This is a genomic window from Flavobacterium crassostreae (genome assembly GCF_001831475.1).
Classification (GTDB): Bacteria; Bacteroidota; Bacteroidia; order Flavobacteriales; family Flavobacteriaceae; genus Flavobacterium; species Flavobacterium crassostreae.
In genome coordinates, this window is sequence record NZ_CP017688.1 from 2,617,453 (window position 1) to 2,633,990 (window position 16,538).

15 protein-coding genes are annotated in these 16,538 nt (G+C 34.6%); 7 read left to right on the top strand and 8 right to left on the bottom strand.

Annotation, left to right across the window (positions count from 1 at the left end):
• Positions 1-20 precede the first annotated feature (20 nt).
• The 4 genes from LB076_RS11620 to LB076_RS11635 are packed head-to-tail and all read left to right on the top strand — an operon-like array spanning position 21 to position 4,062.
• Positions 21-1,028: a DHH family phosphoesterase gene (locus LB076_RS11620; RefSeq protein ID WP_066332094.1), complete on the top strand. Its 1,008-nt coding sequence runs from the start codon at positions 21-23 to the stop codon at positions 1,026-1,028.
• Positions 1,029-1,030: 2 nt separating this feature from the next.
• The gene (gldI, locus tag LB076_RS11625; RefSeq protein WP_066332092.1) at positions 1,031-1,699 is read left to right on the top strand and encodes a gliding motility-associated peptidyl-prolyl isomerase GldI; all 669 of its coding nucleotides are present in this window, start codon (positions 1,031-1,033) and stop codon (positions 1,697-1,699) included.
• A 15-nt stretch (positions 1,700-1,714) separates the two neighbouring features.
• Entirely contained in the window at positions 1,715-2,842 is a 1,128-nt protein-coding gene (locus LB076_RS11630; protein WP_066332091.1) for a peptidylprolyl isomerase, read from the top strand.
• Positions 2,843-2,886: 44 nt separating this feature from the next.
• Entirely contained in the window at positions 2,887-4,062 is a 1,176-nt protein-coding gene (locus tag LB076_RS11635; RefSeq protein ID WP_066332089.1) for a peptidylprolyl isomerase, read from the top strand.
• Positions 4,063-4,152: 90 nt separating this feature from the next.
• Here LB076_RS11635 and LB076_RS11640 read toward each other — a convergent pair whose 3' ends face one another.
• The 4 genes from LB076_RS11640 to LB076_RS11655 all read right to left on the bottom strand — a co-directional run bounded on the left by LB076_RS11640 (position 4,153) and on the right by LB076_RS11655 (position 8,712).
• Positions 4,153-4,593: a hypothetical protein gene (locus LB076_RS11640; RefSeq protein ID WP_066332087.1), complete on the bottom strand. Its 441-nt coding sequence runs from the start codon at positions 4,591-4,593 to the stop codon at positions 4,153-4,155.
• 107 nt (positions 4,594-4,700) lie between these two features.
• Positions 4,701-5,057 carry a hypothetical protein gene (locus LB076_RS11645; protein WP_066332121.1) on the bottom strand — a complete coding sequence of 119 codons (357 nt, stop codon included), beginning with the start codon at positions 5,055-5,057 and terminating at the stop codon, positions 4,701-4,703.
• 103 nt (positions 5,058-5,160) lie between these two features.
• The gene (locus LB076_RS11650; RefSeq protein WP_066332084.1) at positions 5,161-6,342 is read right to left on the bottom strand and encodes an AIR synthase related protein; all 1,182 of its coding nucleotides are present in this window, start codon (positions 6,340-6,342) and stop codon (positions 5,161-5,163) included.
• A 180-nt stretch (positions 6,343-6,522) separates the two neighbouring features.
• Positions 6,523-8,712: a glutamine synthetase III family protein gene (locus tag LB076_RS11655; protein ID WP_066332082.1), complete on the bottom strand. Its 2,190-nt coding sequence runs from the start codon at positions 8,710-8,712 to the stop codon at positions 6,523-6,525.
• Between the two features lie 294 nt (positions 8,713-9,006).
• Here LB076_RS11655 and LB076_RS11660 point away from each other — a divergent pair, with 294 nt between their 5' ends.
• Positions 9,007-9,951 carry a TerC family protein gene (locus tag LB076_RS11660; protein ID WP_066332079.1) on the top strand — a complete coding sequence of 315 codons (945 nt, stop codon included), beginning with the start codon at positions 9,007-9,009 and terminating at the stop codon, positions 9,949-9,951.
• Between the two features lie 91 nt (positions 9,952-10,042).
• Here LB076_RS11660 and LB076_RS11665 read toward each other — a convergent pair whose 3' ends face one another.
• From LB076_RS11665 to LB076_RS11675, 4 genes are all read right to left on the bottom strand, one after another.
• Positions 10,043-10,558 carry a hypothetical protein gene (locus LB076_RS11665; protein ID WP_066332078.1) on the bottom strand — a complete coding sequence of 172 codons (516 nt, stop codon included), beginning with the start codon at positions 10,556-10,558 and terminating at the stop codon, positions 10,043-10,045.
• A gap of 554 nt (positions 10,559-11,112) precedes the next feature.
• Positions 11,113-11,244: a helix-turn-helix domain-containing protein gene (locus tag LB076_RS13915; RefSeq protein ID WP_157776687.1), complete on the bottom strand. Its 132-nt coding sequence runs from the start codon at positions 11,242-11,244 to the stop codon at positions 11,113-11,115.
• A gap of 138 nt (positions 11,245-11,382) precedes the next feature.
• Complete coding sequence (locus LB076_RS11670; RefSeq protein ID WP_066332077.1) at positions 11,383-12,642, bottom strand: McrC family protein; 1,260 nt, start codon at positions 12,640-12,642, stop codon at positions 11,383-11,385.
• A gap of 3 nt (positions 12,643-12,645) precedes the next feature.
• The gene (locus tag LB076_RS11675; protein ID WP_078055242.1) at positions 12,646-14,586 is read right to left on the bottom strand and encodes an McrB family protein; all 1,941 of its coding nucleotides are present in this window, start codon (positions 14,584-14,586) and stop codon (positions 12,646-12,648) included.
• Between the two features lie 201 nt (positions 14,587-14,787).
• Between LB076_RS11675 and LB076_RS11680 the strand changes: the two genes are divergently transcribed.
• A complete protein-coding gene (locus tag LB076_RS11680) occupies positions 14,788-15,933 on the top strand; it encodes an AAA family ATPase (protein ID WP_066332076.1) in 1,146 nt (381 codons plus the stop codon).
• A 1-nt stretch (position 15,934) separates the two neighbouring features.
• On the top strand, positions 15,935-16,537 hold the full coding sequence (locus LB076_RS11685; RefSeq protein ID WP_066332075.1) for a hypothetical protein: 603 nt from the start codon (positions 15,935-15,937) through the stop codon (positions 16,535-16,537).
• Position 16,538 lies beyond the last annotated feature (1 nt).

Sequence of the window (16,538 nt, forward strand, 5' to 3'; positions counted from 1 at the left end):
AAAATGTAATTTCGCAAACTATGAAAATACAAGATATACAAGCTATAGCGTTGCTGTTGGCAACACCCAAAAAAATTGCAATAATTCCGCATAGAGGCCCTGATGGAGATGCCATGGGATCCACCCTAGGATTGTACCACTTTTTGTTAAAATACAAGCACGACGCAGTGGTGATTGCTCCCAATGAATTTCCGGATTTTTTGGCTTGGTTGCCAGGCTCCGAAACGGTCAAAATATTTGAAAAAGATAAAGAAAATTGTACCCAAATATTACAACAAGCAGACCTAATATTCACATTAGATTTTAATGCATTACACCGGGTAGGGCACGAAATGGAAAAAGTTTTGGCCAACTTACCAGCTACCTACATTATGATCGACCACCATCAAAAACCAGAGGACTATGCCGCGCATGTCTATTCGGATACTGCTTTTGGATCTACCTGTGAGATGCTCTATAACTTTATTGGCTTTTTGGACCAAAAACACGCCATAGATACCACAATAGGAACTTGCATTTATACCGGAATTCTCACCGATTCTGGTTCGTTTCGATTTCCGGGAACTACTGGCAACACCCACCGTATAGTAGCAGAATTAATAGATCTAGGGGTTGCAAACACCAAAATACCCAATTTGCTTTTTGAAAACAGCTCTTACAACCGATTACAATTATTAGGACGAGCCCTCCAAAACATGAAGGTGCTTTCCAATAAAAACACCTCCTACACTACCCTAACCCAACAAGAACTCCATACCTTTGAACATGTAAAAGGAGATACCGAAGGAATTGTAAATTATGGATTAAGCATTAAAGGAGTGCACTTTACAGCCATTTTTATAGAAAACACCGAAGAACAAATCATCAAGATATCTTTTCGCTCTCAAGGCGATTTTGACGTTAATCAATTTGCCAGAGATCATTTTAACGGAGGAGGCCATCGTAATGCTGCAGGCGGAAAATCAGAAACTACTTTGAAAGAAACAGTAGCAAAATTTGAAAATTTAGTAGCACAATTAACATTCTAATCATGAAGTTCCATCCATCCATAGCTCTTTTTGTTCTTTTATGCCTTGTTGTAAGCAGTTGCAAACAACACCAAGAAGCCAGACAACCCATCTCCCATAGTTCGGGTTCTTTTATGAAAAAATCGGTGGCAAGAAACAAAAAACTCGTTGCCTCCGAAGAAGATTTAATTAAAACACTCATAAAAAACAACCCAAAAACAGCGTATCTCTCTTCTTCAAAAGGATATTGGTATGCTTACCAAATAAAAAACACCACCGATACCCTGACTCCACAAAGAGGAGACATTGCCTATTATGATTACGATATTAAAGACTTAAAAGGCAGCCCAATATACACCAAGCTAGAACTCCAACCACAAACCTATTATGTGGACAAACAAGAAATAATGATGGGTTTACGAGACGGAATAAAAAAGATGCGAAAAGGAGAAAAAATATGTTTTTTATTTCCATCTCATATGGCCTTTGGCTATCATGGAGACAATCAAAAAATAGGAACCAACCAGCCTTTAATGGTAACGGTTACCCTAAATAATTTTGTCCCAGAACCAACCACGTCTAACACCAAGACCCAGTTACCAAAAACGACTACAACGGCCGTTATTGCAAAAAAAGAAACAACCACTCCAAAAAAATTAAATATAAACCCACCTAAAGACACTATTAAATAAGTTAAAATTTTTGACATGAAAAAAAGCATCCTACTTATACTACTAGCCATTGCCAGTTTATCTTCGTGCAAACAAGACCACAGCAACCTACCAGATGGCCTTTATGCCAAAATAGAAACCAATAAAGGTGCTATTATTGTTGCTTTAGAGTATCAAAAAGCACCCATCACAGTAGCTAATTTTGTAACCTTAGCCGAAGGAAAAAATGATTTTGTAACCAATAAAAACCTTAAAGGAAAGCCTTTTTTTGATGGATTAAAATTTCATCGGGTGATTAATGATTTTATGATTCAGACTGGCGATCCTCTAGGAACTGGATCTGGAGATGGTGGCTACAAATTTAAAGACGAAATTACGGAGCTACGTTTTGATAAAGGAGGCATTTTGGCGATGGCAAACAATGGTCCCGCAAGCAATAGCAGTCAGTTTTTTATTACCCATTTGGCAACACCATGGCTAGATGGCAAGCACACCATCTTTGGACATGTGGTAGAAAACGGAATGGATGTAGTGCTACAAGTACAACAAAACGATTACATAAATAAAGTAACCATTATCCGCAACGGAGAAGCTGCAAAAAAGTTTAATGCCGTTAAGACTTTTTACAATTATTTTTCTGTTGAATCTGAAAACCAAAGAAAAAAATTAGCTCTTGAAGAAGAAAACAAAAAAGCATATGATGAAAAATATAAAGATGTTCGCGAGGACAAAATTAAATTTTTTAATGCCTTAAAAAGCAAAGCAACCAAAACCTCCACCGGGCTTAAATACGTAATCACCAAGACTACCAAAAACAAAAAACCAGCCAAAAGATCCCAAATAAGCATCCATTATGCCGGTTTTCTTGAAGATGGCCAGCTTTTTGATACTAGTATTGAAAATGTAGCAAAAACGTTCGGAAAATTTGATCCCAATCGGGCTAGTCAAAATGGCTACCAACCCATTGCTTTTCAAGCTGGGCGCAAAGACGGAATGATTCCTGGTTTTATAGAAGGTTTAGAAAAATTAGCCTATGGCGAAAAAGCAACCTTATTTATCCCTTCGCATTTAGCCTATGGAGCAGGTGGTGCTGGAGAGGTTATCCCACCCAATGCAAATATTATTTTTGAAGTGGAATTAGTGGAAGAAGTAGCTCCAGAATAACGCATTTAGAAATATCCTTTTTTTTATTATTTAAATCCATAACAATGAAATTAAAATTATTAGGTCTTGTTTTTTTAGCCATAGCGAATATGCACGCACAAGACACCCCAAAAACATCCAAAAAAAATAACAATGCAGAAGGAATTTTTGCTACAATAAATACCAACAAAGGAGCTATTGTTTTGGCACTAGACTTCCAAAAATCACCGGTAACTGTGGCTAATTTTATCACCCTTGCAGAAGGAACAAACCAATTTGTTACCGATGAAAAACTAAAAGGAAAACCTTTTTATGATGGCCTAAAATTCCATCGGGTGATTAACGATTTTATGATCCAAACTGGAGATCCACTAGGTAACGGAACTGGGGGAGCTGGTTATTCTTTTAAGGATGAATTTTCGGATCTAAAATTTACCAAAGCCGGTCTTTTGGCTATGGCAAATTCTGGAGCCGCTACTAACTCTAGCCAATTTTTTATAACCCATAAAGACACTCCATGGTTAGACAACAAACACACCATATTTGGGGAAGTAACTAGCGGAATGCAAGTAGTCAATGCTATTTTGCAAGACGATATAATGACCTCTGTAAAGATTAGCCGTAAAGGAAGTCTTGCCAAAAAATTTGATGCAATCAAAGTCTTTGAAAATTATTACAACAACAAAGCCGAAGAGGCTAAAAAACAAGCGTTGATTGACCAACAAAGACAAAAAGAGCAGGCTGCTGTAGAGGCCGAAAAATTACGCGTGTATAAAGAGAAATACGCTCCAGTTATTGAACAAAAAGCTGCCTATATTAAAGCTATAAAAACCACTGCTACTACCACTGCTACTGGTCTGAAATATCAAATTATTCAAAAAGGAACTGGAGTAAAGCCTACAGAGGGAACTACACTTTATTTTCATTATGCAGGCTATTTTGAAGACGGAAACTTATTTGATAGCAGCTACGCAGAGGTAAACAAAACCTACGGAAAGTACGACCAAAAAAGAGCCGATTTGAAGGGTTACAATGCTTTTGCATTTGAGGCTGGACGCAAAGAAGGAATGATTCCTGGATTTTTGGAAGCGTTGAGCTTGATGCACTATGGTGAAAAAATGCTGGCTATTATTCCTGCAAATTTAGCTTATGGCGAAAGAGGTGCTGGTGGGGTTATTCCTCCAAACGCTTCGTTGGTTTTTGAATTGGAAATTTTTGAAAAACAACCCGAAACCAAATAACAACTACCCATAGTATGGTATTTAAAAACCCGATAGCTTTGCTATCGGGTTTTGTTTTTTTGGTCTTCTAGAAACAAAGAAGGCGGCTGTTTATTTTTTGCCAAACTTCCAGTCAAATTCGTCTTTATCGTTGATGATGGCACCAATTTCGAACTTGACAACCTCGTCAAATTCTGTTTGTAGGATTATCCAATTGTCTTCGTTGAAATAGTTTTCAAAGGTATCAAATTCTTCTTGGGTGAATTTTGCAATTCCTTTTCTGGATAGGTCTTTTTTTACTTCTTTTATTTTTTTGCCTATTATTTTGTTTTCAAACAATTCTAGATCTGGGCTTGAGGCTACTATATATCCTAGTTTTAAGGCTTCTTCTTTATAAAAAGTTAAACGGATTTTGTGGGTATTGTAGGCAAATATTACGTTGTCATCTTCGTCGGTATACTTGCGATCGGGTTTGCCGTATAAGGCGATTACGTCGTTTTGATTCATCCCGAACAGCAGGCTGTCTATGCCGTTTTTTAAATGTATTTTCATGGTTTGTTTTTTTGGGTGTTGTTTTTTTGGGTATTGGGCTATAAAAAAGACATTAAAAATAAAGTGATTTACTTTTAATGTCTTGGTGTATTTATGGTGTTGGTCTGCTATTCATACATTTCATCGTATCGTTCTGGAACTTGTGGATCGTATAACGGACATTGAAATTCTGCCATAATATCTACTAGTTTGTCCATGGTTTTGCCTTGGGTTCCGTAGCAATCTATTTGTATGCTCTGGGGGGTTGTCTTTACGTGAAAGGCTCCTACTCCAGTGGTGTTTTTCCAACTGTTGGCATCTACTTTTTCCCATTTGCTGAATACGGAACCTATTCTGTTGAGAATAACGGCTACGGGTAGCTCTTCTAGGCCTTCTGGCTGGGGTTGCTCTTCGAGGTTTTCGTATACTTCTTGGTGGTTGAGATACACGCCTTCTTGGTATTTCCAAAAAACTAATTCGTACATGGTTTTTGTTTTTTTTAGCCCCGATAGTAGCGGCATCCTTTGGGTTCTTTCTTTAAGAACCTAAAGATAGAGCGGATAGCGGGATTGGCTCCTGGGTGTATTTTTAATTGTATTCGAAGGTGCCGTATGGGCTGCTGATGGTTAGTTTTTTGGTTGGGGATGCGGTGACGCGGCCTACTATTTGTGCCTCTACATTAAAGGATTGTGAAATTGCTATGATGTCTTGGGCAACGGATTCGGGTACGTAGAGTTCCATGCGGTGGCCACAGTTGAAGACTTGGTACATTTCTTTCCAATCGGTTTGGGATTGTTCTTGTATTAGTTTAAATAGTGGTGGCACTGGAAATAAATTGTCTTTGTGGATGTGGAGGTGGTCTACAAAATGTAAAATTTTTGTTTGTGCGCCGCCACTACAATGTACCATTCCGTGAATAGCATCAGAGGAGTATTTGTCTAGAATTTTTTTGATGATTGGTGCGTAGGTTCTTGTAGGCGAAAGCACTAATTGGCCTGCATCTATAGGTGAATTTTGGACGGCATCGGTTAGTTTTACCTGACCGGAATAAATCAAATCTTCGGGAACCGCAGCATCAAAACTCTCTGGGTATTTGGTGGCTAAATATTTTTCGAAAACATCGTGACGTGCAGAGGTTAGGCCGTTGCTGCCCATGCCGCCGTTGTAGCTTTTTTCGTAGGTGGCTTGTCCAAAGGAGGCTAGACCTACTATGACGTCTCCGGCTTGTATGTTGGCGTTATCAATTACTTTGCTGCGCTCCATGCGTGCCGTTACGGTAGAGTCTACTATTATTGTGCGTACTATATCTCCTACATCTGCTGTTTCGCCTCCGGTGGAGTGGATGGTTACTCCAAAGGTTTTTAGTTCTTGAATTAGTTCTTCGGTTCCGTTGATGATTGCGGAGATTACTTCGGCCGGTATGAGGTTTTTGTTTCTACCGATGGTGGAGGATAATAAAATATTGTCTGTTGCTCCTACACATAATAAATCGTCTATGTTCATTATTAATGCGTCTTGGGCGATGCCTTTCCAGACGGATAGGTCTGCGGTTTCTTTCCAGTACATGTAGGCTAATGAGGATTTGGTTCCTGCGCCGTCTGCATGCATGATTAGGCAGTAGTTTGGGTCTTGGGTGAGATAATCTGGGACTATTTTACAAAAAGCTTGAGGAAACAATCCTTTATCTATGTTTTTTATGGCGTTGTGCACATCTTCTTTGGATGCGGATACACCTCTAAGCGCATATCGTTTGCTAGTATCTGAACTCATTTAATATTGTTGTGTATGTTGCTAATGGCAACTGGGTTGTTTGGCAAAGATAATTATTTTTTTTGGGTTTTTGGTAGTTCGTTTTTGTAAGTATTGGGTTTTTGTGGGATTGTGTAGTTGCTTTAAATGCAAAAACCGCCACGGTTTAGGTGGCGGTTTTTGGTATGGATTATGGGTTGCTTATTTTGTAAATAATAATTCTCTGTATTTGGTTAGAGTCCATAATTCGTTGTCTACTAATAGCTCTAATTTGTCGCAGTGCTCACGGATTATTTCAAAGTAAGGTTTTACGTTATCACAATAGGCTTCGGCCATTTCTTGTGCGCTGGTCAATACGTTGGCTTTTTTTCTTTCGTTGGTCATTTCTGCAACTTTAGAGTTGATGCCTTCGATGTGTCTAGAAATAGACTTGATTATTAGTATTTGCTCTTTGGCTATTTCTTTAAAGTCTTCTCCAAAAATATCTTTTAATCCTTTTACGTTTTCTATTAAGGTGTTTTGGTATTTTATAGCCGTTGGAATGACGTGGTTTTTAGAAATATCGCCCAATACGCGTCCTTCTATCTGAATTTTTTTGGTGTATTCTTCTAGTTCAATTTCATAACGAGCCTCTACCTCTACGTTGTTCATGATACCCATGCTAGAAAACAAATCTAAGGCTTGTTTGGATGCTCTTGCTTTTAAGGCTTGTGGCGTGGTTTTGAAGTTGCTTAAACCTCTTTTTGCGGCTTCTATTTCCCAAGCTTCGCTGTAACCATCTCCTTCAAAAAGGATTTTTTTAGAATGTTTGATGTACTCGCGTAACACGTTAAAGATTGCATCATCTTTTTTCATGTCTTTGGTTTCGATTAAAGCGTCTACTTCGGCTTTAAATTCTTTTAATTGCTTGGCTACAATAGTGTTTAAGGTAGTCATAGAGTTAGAACAGTTGGCGGTAGATCCTACGGCTCTAAATTCAAATTTATTTCCGGTGAAGGCAAACGGGGACGTTCGGTTTCTGTCTGTGTTGTCTAAGATAACTTCAGGGATTTTACCTACAACATTTAATTTTAAATCGGTTTTTTCTTCTGGAGATAATTTTCCAGTTGTTACTCCCTCTAGCTCTTCGAGCACTTTGGTTAATTGCTCTCCTATAAATACGGATATAATTGCAGGTGGCGCCTCATTGGCTCCTAGTCTGTGGTCGTTACTTGCCGTTGCAATGGCTGCTCTTAATAATGCCTCGTGGTCATTAACTGCTTTGATGGTATTGATAAAGAAGGTTAAAAACTGTAGGTTAGTCATCGGAGTTTTGCTTGGACTCAATAAGTTTACTCCTGTATCGGTGGCTAGAGACCAGTTGTTGTGTTTTCCGGAACCATTCACTCCTTTAAAAGGTTTTTCGTGTAGCAATACTTTTAGATCATGGCGTTCTGCTACTTTTTGCATCACATCCATCAACAAACAGTTGTGGTCTACTGCTAAATTGGTTTCTTCAAAAATAGGAGCAAATTCAAACTGATTGGGTGCTACTTCGTTATGACGGGTTTTTACCGGAATGCCTAAAAGCATGCATTCTTGCTCTAAATCTCTCATGTAGGTTAAGGCACGAGTAGGTATAGAACCAAAATAATGGTCGTCTAGTTGTTGTCCTTTGGCGGAGGTATGCCCAAGCAACGTTCTACCGGTCATCATTAAGTCTGGACGGGATTCTGCCAAGGATCTATCGATCAAAAAATATTCTTGCTCCCATCCTAGAGTTGCTGTTACTTTTTTGACGTTTTTGTCAAAATATTTACACACATCTGTAGCGGCTTCATCAATTGCAGACAAAGCTCTCAATAAAGGTATTTTATTATCTAATGCTTCTCCGGTGTACGAAATAAATACTGTTGGAATGCATAAAGTAGTCCCATATATAAAAGCTGGTGAGGTTGGATCCCAAGCAGTGTATCCTCTTGCCTCAAATGTATTTCGGATTCCTCCGTTAGGAAAACTAGAGGCATCTGGCTCTTGTTGTACCAATTGTGCTCCTCCAAATTTTTCGACAGGATCGCCGCCATCAGGAGAGGTTTCAAAAAAGGCATCGTGCTTTTCTGCGGTAGCTCCAGTTAATGGTTGGAACCAGTGTGTATAATGTGTCACTCCTTTGGATAGTGCCCACTCTTTCATGCCCATGGCAATATAATCTGCTAATTTTCTGTCAATTTTTATTCCGTGCTCAATAGCTCCTTGCACGCCTTTAAGAGCATCCGAAGTCAAATATTGCTTCATTGCTTTTTCATTAAAAACATTGGAACCAAAAATAGCCGATTTTCTGGCTGTTTCTTCAAATTGTACTGGCTTTCTGGTAGAAGCTTCTCTTAAAGCCTGGAATCGTATTGTAGACATAATTTTGTTTTGTTTTGTTTAAACCCCCTCTAATTTGCTGCAAATATAAAAAAAATATCACTTTATATAAAGTTTGCCTCTATTTTTTATGGGTGTAGACTCCAAATTATCTAATTGTTAAGAAATAGTACGGTAATTAGTGGGTGTTTTATTTTAACTTATTTTTTGCACTAAAACAGGGTATTTCCTAAAAGTAACTTAAAAATAGCCTCAGGAGATTAAGTTTGCTGCAATAAGTTTTAATCTTCTCTACCAAAAAGTATCTTTGTATTTTCAAATTATAAAACACATTGTATGATTGTCTGGAGTTGTTTTTTGATTGCTATATTTATATTTTTAGCATTAGATTTGGGTGTTTTTAACAAAACACCACACATTATTAGTACCAAAGAAGCTAGTAAATGGACTGGAATCTGGGTGACTATTTCGTTTCTTTTCTCTGGAGTAATCTATTGGTTGTATAGTAATAACTATGTAGCAAATCCTGATGGATTGAAACCCGCTGTGGCTACCATGAAATTTATAACCGGGTATTTGATTGAACTCTCTTTGAGTGTAGATAATATTTTTGTGATTGCTATTATTTTTGCTGCCTTTAAAATACCCAAAAAATACCAACACCGCGTTTTGTTTTGGGGGATTTTGGGTGCTATTGTTTTTAGAGGAATTATGATTTATTTTGGGGTATTGCTTATTCACAAATTTTCATGGACTACTTATATCTTTGGAGCATTTTTGTTTTATACCGCTATGAAAATGTTGTTTACCGATGAAGAGGAGCAATTTGATCCCAAAAAATCTTTTGTTTTTAAAATGATTAAAAAAATCATGCCCATCACTACTACTATAGATGGCGAGCACTTTTTTGTAAAAAGAAAACACATCAGAGCCGCAACACCTCTATTTGTTGCATTACTTGTTATCGAAGTTATGGATGTGATCTTTGCCTTGGATAGCGTTCCTGCCATTTTAGCCATCACCAGCGATCCTTTTTTGGTGTTCAGCTCTAATATTTTTGCTATTTTAGGGTTGCGTTCTATGTATTTTTTCTTGGCTAATATGCTGGAAAAATTCAGCTATTTAGAATACAGCTTAATTGCCATTTTGAGCTTTGTGGGGCTAAAAATGCTATTGCATGATTTTATAGAAATTCCAGAATGGGGTTCTTTGGCCTTTATTGCAGCTGCTTTATTGACTGGTATAGCGGTTTCATTAACAAAAAGTAAAAAACAATCCTAACCAATAAACGAATTTTATAGGTTTTTAAAGAGTCATAAAAAAAAGGAAATCCATGGATTTCCTTTTTTTTATGACTCGAGGATCTACAAAATTAAAATTCAACTTTGGTAATCTCTGAATCGGTTTTATTTAAAGCAGCCATAACAGCTAGGTAGTTGTTGGTGTTGACCGAAGCTGCAAAATAGGCAGGAACCATCACTACTCTAAAAGTTTGGTTTTGTGTCCAACCTGACGGAATTAAATTTAAATTAAAATTTGCACCCATAAAAATCGTTACTGCTTTTGTGGTAAAATCAAAATTATAATCTACCTCATCGCCATTATCTAAATAATAGGTTTGCGGAACAGGCCTCCATACATCCGTACCGTTGACTACTTTATATAAATGGTACACCAAAACTACATCCGAAGAATAAAGGGGCGAATCAAAAAAGAGTGATTTAGTATAATTATTGTTTCCGTTAAAAGACACTGTGGCTTCAAAAGCCTGACTTGTTAATCCGTTGGTTCCGTTTAGTCCATCAAAACCAGCTGGGCCTTGGGGTCCGGTACAACCCGATAACACCAGCAAACCGATAACAGACAAAAGAGTAATTATTTTTTTCATAATCTATTTTTTTATGGTTAGTATATCTTATTCATGAACTGTGCCAAATTTTAGCTTGCTTAGCTATTTTTATAAACTAATTTATCTCTATTGTATTGGTTTAAAACTATTTTAGTCCACGAGCTTGTATTTTAATTCTTAAAAAGACTCTCTGTTTTTAAACAATTAGTGCGTCCCATAAACCAAAATAATCTAAAATTTATTATTAATAAATCCGTTTGAAATTTAAAAGAATACTCCTAAATTATTATGGGAATGGAATAACCCAATAAAACCAAGGGTTTTTTTTCATTTTTTACGCGCATCTATTTTGTGTTTCTACATATTTCTTCTATACTAATTAACCCATATTTCATTGATTTAAAACAAATTTTAGTCAACCATTAGTCAACGAGGTGATTTTTTTATGGCGAAACTCTCTATTATGTTTACTTATACAATTAGAGTGACTGCCTTTTAAAGGCAATATTTTATGATTCAATACAATGGGTTTTAAAAAATATACTCATCAGCCAACTGATTTATTTCTTGTTTTGTTTTTACTCTTGTTGAAGTTATCCAATTTCTGATTTTTTAAAACACAATCGTTTTCCAACTTTAAAGTGTGGAATTTTACGCTTATGGGTTAAACCATAAACAGTCGCTTTAGATAATTCAACAAAACTAGCTACTTCATCTATATCCACAAAATCATCCTCACTTTTTGACGGTGCATTGAGTTTCTCAATAGTCTTCTCAATATTGTTTAATTTCTCTAAAATAATTTCAAAAGGATTTTCCGTTTTTTAGACAAAAATAATCAAGAATGATTATTAAGTTTAAAATTATATATCCAATAAAAGTAAAATTTCTTTTCCTATTTCTAAATTAAGATCCATTCCATTCATCACTTTTACAAAACCTAATTTACAAAAATTCTCAGCTACCCTTCCTTTATGGAATTTACCAAAAGAAGTTTCTTTACTATTAGTTGTTGGATATAATAACATACTTTTTTCGGACTTCCAATACATGTTGTAAACATACATTTGTTTTAAATCTTCATCATCAGGGTCGGCAAATTCCTTGATTTTCCATTTGGTATCTATTATAAAAGGTTTCTCTTTATTTTCACCATTAGTCAGGTATGTTTTTGAAATCACAATATCTGGCTTAATCAATTTATCATTCCAGAATTTATCTCGATTTTGAAAACTTACTTTTATAGTTGGATCATCCACTTTTAAAAGCATTCTATAAATATATTCTTCCCAGAGCTTATTCATATCAAATAACAAAGCCAACATGTTCTCATTCCCTCCTTTGATATCAGGAGAATAATTGAGTAAAATCATTTTGGCAATTTTTATCGCTTCGCTATATGGTGCAGTTTTTCTGTTAGAAGTTAATTTGTCAAAATGAGATTTGTTGATTTGGATTTCTTTTACTTCTGGAAAATTTAATAACAAACGATTTACACCATCAATTAGATAGGTGTTGTTCGTAATTGTTTTCAGGACTTGTAATGCCTTAAACAAAATTTGATTTATTAAATGATCATAATCATAAACCTGATGCGTAGTATAAAATCGCTCTTGGCGAATTAAGTTCTGCTGTATGTTTTTAGCAAAGTCTAACCGTCCTTTTAATGCCTTAACATTACCGCTATCTTTACTGTACTTCTTAATTAGCCCTTGTTGCAGTAACTGTCCTATTTCATTTAAAAATAACTCAAAATACAAATCTAGTAGCGAATTATGTCTTTTTCGTAAAGCTGCTTCTGATACCGCGTTTACTTTTATTTTCTTGCAATGGGCAAGCATACTCAGTAACACTTTATGCCAAACGTCTTTTTCATTTTCATTAGAAGTGTTGGCTTTATCAGCTTTAGGTAATATCTCGATTGTAGTACTCCCAATTTGAATAACCCCTACATAACTTTTGAACTTAACGCCATGTCTAATAGCCTCAAAATAGATGTTTTTGTTGGCATCATTGTATTGCCACAATTTATCAATGATTTTATCTCCCAAAGCTTCCCCTTTTACACAACGAGATTTGGAAGTTAATTTATCATGTTCAAAAACACGGATTAGTCTACTCATAATTTAGATTTCAGAAAATTTCCAATCCGTTTCTTTTCTAATTTTGAATACTGACTTTTGTTTTAGATCTTCCTGTATATCGGTATCGTATTCGTCAAATTTAGCAAAACTAAAAGTATGATTTATTTTTTCTACAAAGCTTGAACCTAATACCAATCCTATTTTTCCGAAATCGCCAAAGAAATATTCTTCCAATAAAGGTATAATTTCATTCTTGAATGAATGATGCAAAGAAGCCGAGTCATGAACTTTTAAAAAGTAAGAGTGACCTATTCTATGATCTTTATCGATTAGTTTTTCAATTCGGGTATTAATAGTATTTAATAGTTCCTCTAAGTCAATACCGTCTACAAGACCTTTCATTCGACCAGACTTACCGGTTGTCTTGATTAAATATGGTTTAGGTTCCATTTCTTCAAAACTAAAACGCCTTCTCAAAGCTGAATCTAATGACTCTACACTTCTATCTGCAGTATTCATTGTGCCAATAATATGCAAATTTGCTGGCACCCCAAATTTATCTTTGCTATAGGGTAATGTAACCTCTAATGCTTCATCTTTCCCTAATCGTTTATCTTCTTCAATCAATGTAATTAATTCACCAAAGATTTGAGAAACGTTACCGCGATTGATTTCGTCAATAATTAAAACAAATTTTTTATTTGAATTAGCAATATCTTCTACTTCAACAGGATAGTGCTTTTTGATGTATTCCCCGATTGATGTCGTATAAGGTTTCCAGTCTCTAATACTGCCATTAACAACATAATCTCTTGCCATTTCTTTGGTAACTCCCATATTTGTTCCCTTTTCTGTTTCGGGTATTGCTACAGCAGTTTCGTTACTATTAATAATAACCTTAAATTTCTTTTTGTGTGTTGGAGTTTCTAACAATAGAGAACCTTTGGTCATAACTTCTTCGATAAATCTTGAATAGGAGTCATCAAAGTTTTTAGATATTTTTTTGGCAGAAGCTTCTTTACATAGTTTTTTAAAAACCCCATCAATTATTTCATAAGTTACTTTTTCGTTTTTCGTCTCAGGTTTAATACCCTCAATAAAATCCTCATAACTCATACTTTGATGAAATGTAGTAAAGACGATTTGACCATTCTTAATGTAATCATCAAATCTTCTTTTTAAGTCAACTCTATTTTCAAGGTTGATTTCTAATTCACTTTTATGTTCAAGTATTGATAAGGATCGATTGATTGAATTATAGGTTTTTCCAGTTCCAGGAGGACCGTATAGGATTTGATTGAGTGGTTGGTTTTTTAATTCTAATGATGTAATATCAACAACTTCTTCAATTGTATCGTCGATTAAATCGAAAGTTACATCATGACTTTTATAATTTTTAAAACGTTCTCCCATCTTTTTAAACATTTTATTTTGCTCTTCTGTAGAAAATCGATGTGCTATAAATGTATTGTCTTTAACTTTTATATTTTGAATTTCAGTATCGACTATGGGGATAATTTTATCTAAATCATCTTCCAAATCAAACACCATACTTTCAAAATTAATATATTGTTTGTTTGACGATACTTGAGAAAACTCCATTTTATGAGCGTCTTCACTTCTAGAAAATCTATCACCAAAACTTTCAAGTTTTAATCTAATATTTTTGATTAAATCAAGTGCTAATTGATTTTGTTTGTTTTCTGGATTTTTAGTTTGATTAAATTGAATATTATAGCTAATTTCATTTTTGTTTATCTTGAAAACAAGATTGATCAAATCTGAAGATGAACCAGGATAAGCAACAGGTATAAACCAAAATGTTGTGGAAAAATAATTAGATTTCTCAGTACCTATAAAATAATTTAATTCAGCCCCTTTATTGGCTTTTTGTCTTACTGAAAAAGTAAATTTTTCATTCTTATTATGCTTGGACATTAACCAATCATATACTTGTTTTTCGTAGTCTTTATAGCTAATCATTTACTGGTGCTTTTTTCTGTTTGAATATAAATCTAATATAGAGCGTTAATATATAATTTTATCTTTTCAATTATTTACAACTATTATTGAATGTAAATATAAATTCTTTGTCAAATTAAACCATACCGTTTTATATAATTATCCAACAAAATATTGATTGTTAACTAATTTATTTACATTTGTGTACAATTTAGAATAAAAATGAAAGAATCTATAATAATCAAGAACTTAGGGCCGCTTAAAGATATTCATATTAAAGATATTAAGCCTTTCACGGTATTAATAGGGGAATCAGGAAGTGGTAAGAGTACATTGATGAAGTGCATCTCTCTTTTTAGATATGTGTTTAAAATGGAAAATATCAGGTCTTATTTAAAACACAGTAAAATTTCTAAAAGTCCATTCCGTTTTCACATAGATAAGCATATAAAAAACAGTGGTTTAGATGAATTTATTAAATCAAATACTGTAATAATTTATACTGTTACTTTTGATGATGGTGAAACTGTTGAGATTAAATACAATGATAAAAAATTAAACAAAACTAAATTTATTAGTCCTAACAATATTCATTTTACAAAAATTAGTTTTGTTACAGAAAATAGAAATATTATACCCTTATGGGCTAGCAATAGCGCATCATTAGCAGGGGCTTATTTAGGTTTTTATTTTCATGAAGTTTATAAGGATTTTGAACTTGCTACTGAGTCATTGAAATCAATAAATTTAGATCATGTTGGTCTTAAATTTGTGGTAAAAAGAACTAATAAAGGCAAAGAATATGTAGTTGAGTCAAAGGACAGCAAGGATTTTGAAATAAAATTCAAAAACAGTTCTTCAGGAACTCAAAGTTCAGCTCCCATTACTTTAATTTCAAAATATTTTACTTCAAAATTTGATTTCGAAGATGCGTTTAATAGATCTGTTTTAAGTTATTTGTCAGCGGTTGATAGTTTAACAGATTTTAGACCTGTTAAAAATTTAAGTGAGTTAAACAAAAAAATATTTATTCATATAGAAGAGCCTGAACTGAGTTTATATCCTGATGCTCAGTTTAAATTGATGGATGAATTGGTAAAAGATTGTTTTAATAAAAACGACAATGACACCAATTTATTTATCTCGACACACAGCCCTTATATTGTGAATCAACTTAATCTAATGATTAAAGCTTTTGACAACAATGTGGAAGGAATAGCAAAATATGATTTTGAAAAATTAGCAGTTTATCAAGTTGCCGATGGAGGATTGCAAAGTTTAATTGCTCAAAACGAAAGGTTAGTAAATACAAACCCTTTGTCTGAAACAATTAATGCTATTTATGATCAATATAACGCTATAGGTTAATATGGAAAGCTTACTTATTAATGATTTTATAAATCACCATTCATTGCCAGTTTGCACTACTAGCATTGCACAAAATGTAAGCCATCGCTATTTTGAAATAGATGATGTAGCCAGAAATTTAGTTGTGCATATGACTCCATCAAATGGCATGGTCAAATATGAAAATCCATACAACAAGGAAGTAGCCATTATAGATTATGATGGTTTCCTTACAAATACTCCTCATGTCTTTCAACAAGGCAAAGAAAGGTGTGATGTACTTGTTCATACCACAAATGAGTCTTCCTATTTTATTTTAAATGAGTTAAAGAACAGGATTCCTGCAACTAAAGTTTTGACTAAAGCTACAAGTCAAATGATTGCGACATTAAACGAATTAAATACTGTACCCACAATCGTTTCTTTTATAGCTAATTTTACTGTCAAAAAATGTTGCTACTGCAATACACAGTCAACAGCACCTAATCCTTTGTCTGCTACTGTAGCTTTTAATAGATTATCGACTATAAGTACCAACGGACTAAAACTATCCAATGCAGACATTGAAAATTTCGGATTTGAACTTTGGGAATACAGTGGCAATCAAACTATAAAATTAAATTAAA

What these genes read in the sequence shown, in the direction of transcription:
- LB076_RS11665 (WP_066332078.1), bottom strand. Translation starts at nt 10,558, where the DNA reads ATGAAAAAAATAATTACTCTTTTGTCTGTTATCGGTTTGCTGGTGTTA.
- LB076_RS11650 (WP_066332084.1), bottom strand. Translation starts at nt 6,342, where the DNA reads ATGAGTTCAGATACTAGCAAACGATATGCGCTTAGAGGTGTATCCGCA.
- LB076_RS11645 (WP_066332121.1), bottom strand. Translation starts at nt 5,057, where the DNA reads ATGTACGAATTAGTTTTTTGGAAATACCAAGAAGGCGTGTATCTCAAC.
- LB076_RS11685 (WP_066332075.1), top strand. Translation starts at nt 15,935, where the DNA reads ATGGAAAGCTTACTTATTAATGATTTTATAAATCACCATTCATTGCCA.
- LB076_RS11620 (WP_066332094.1), top strand. Translation starts at nt 21, where the DNA reads ATGAAAATACAAGATATACAAGCTATAGCGTTGCTGTTGGCAACACCC.
- gldI (WP_066332092.1), top strand. Translation starts at nt 1,031, where the DNA reads ATGAAGTTCCATCCATCCATAGCTCTTTTTGTTCTTTTATGCCTTGTT.
- LB076_RS11655 (WP_066332082.1), bottom strand. Translation starts at nt 8,712, where the DNA reads ATGTCTACAATACGATTCCAGGCTTTAAGAGAAGCTTCTACCAGAAAG.
- LB076_RS11660 (WP_066332079.1), top strand. Translation starts at nt 9,007, where the DNA reads ATGATTGTCTGGAGTTGTTTTTTGATTGCTATATTTATATTTTTAGCA.
- LB076_RS11630 (WP_066332091.1), top strand. Translation starts at nt 1,715, where the DNA reads ATGAAAAAAAGCATCCTACTTATACTACTAGCCATTGCCAGTTTATCT.
- LB076_RS11675 (WP_078055242.1), bottom strand. Translation starts at nt 14,586, where the DNA reads ATGATTAGCTATAAAGACTACGAAAAACAAGTATATGATTGGTTAATG.
- LB076_RS11680 (WP_066332076.1), top strand. Translation starts at nt 14,788, where the DNA reads ATGAAAGAATCTATAATAATCAAGAACTTAGGGCCGCTTAAAGATATT.
- LB076_RS11670 (WP_066332077.1), bottom strand. Translation starts at nt 12,642, where the DNA reads ATGAGTAGACTAATCCGTGTTTTTGAACATGATAAATTAACTTCCAAA.
- LB076_RS11640 (WP_066332087.1), bottom strand. Translation starts at nt 4,593, where the DNA reads ATGAAAATACATTTAAAAAACGGCATAGACAGCCTGCTGTTCGGGATG.
- LB076_RS11635 (WP_066332089.1), top strand. Translation starts at nt 2,887, where the DNA reads ATGAAATTAAAATTATTAGGTCTTGTTTTTTTAGCCATAGCGAATATG.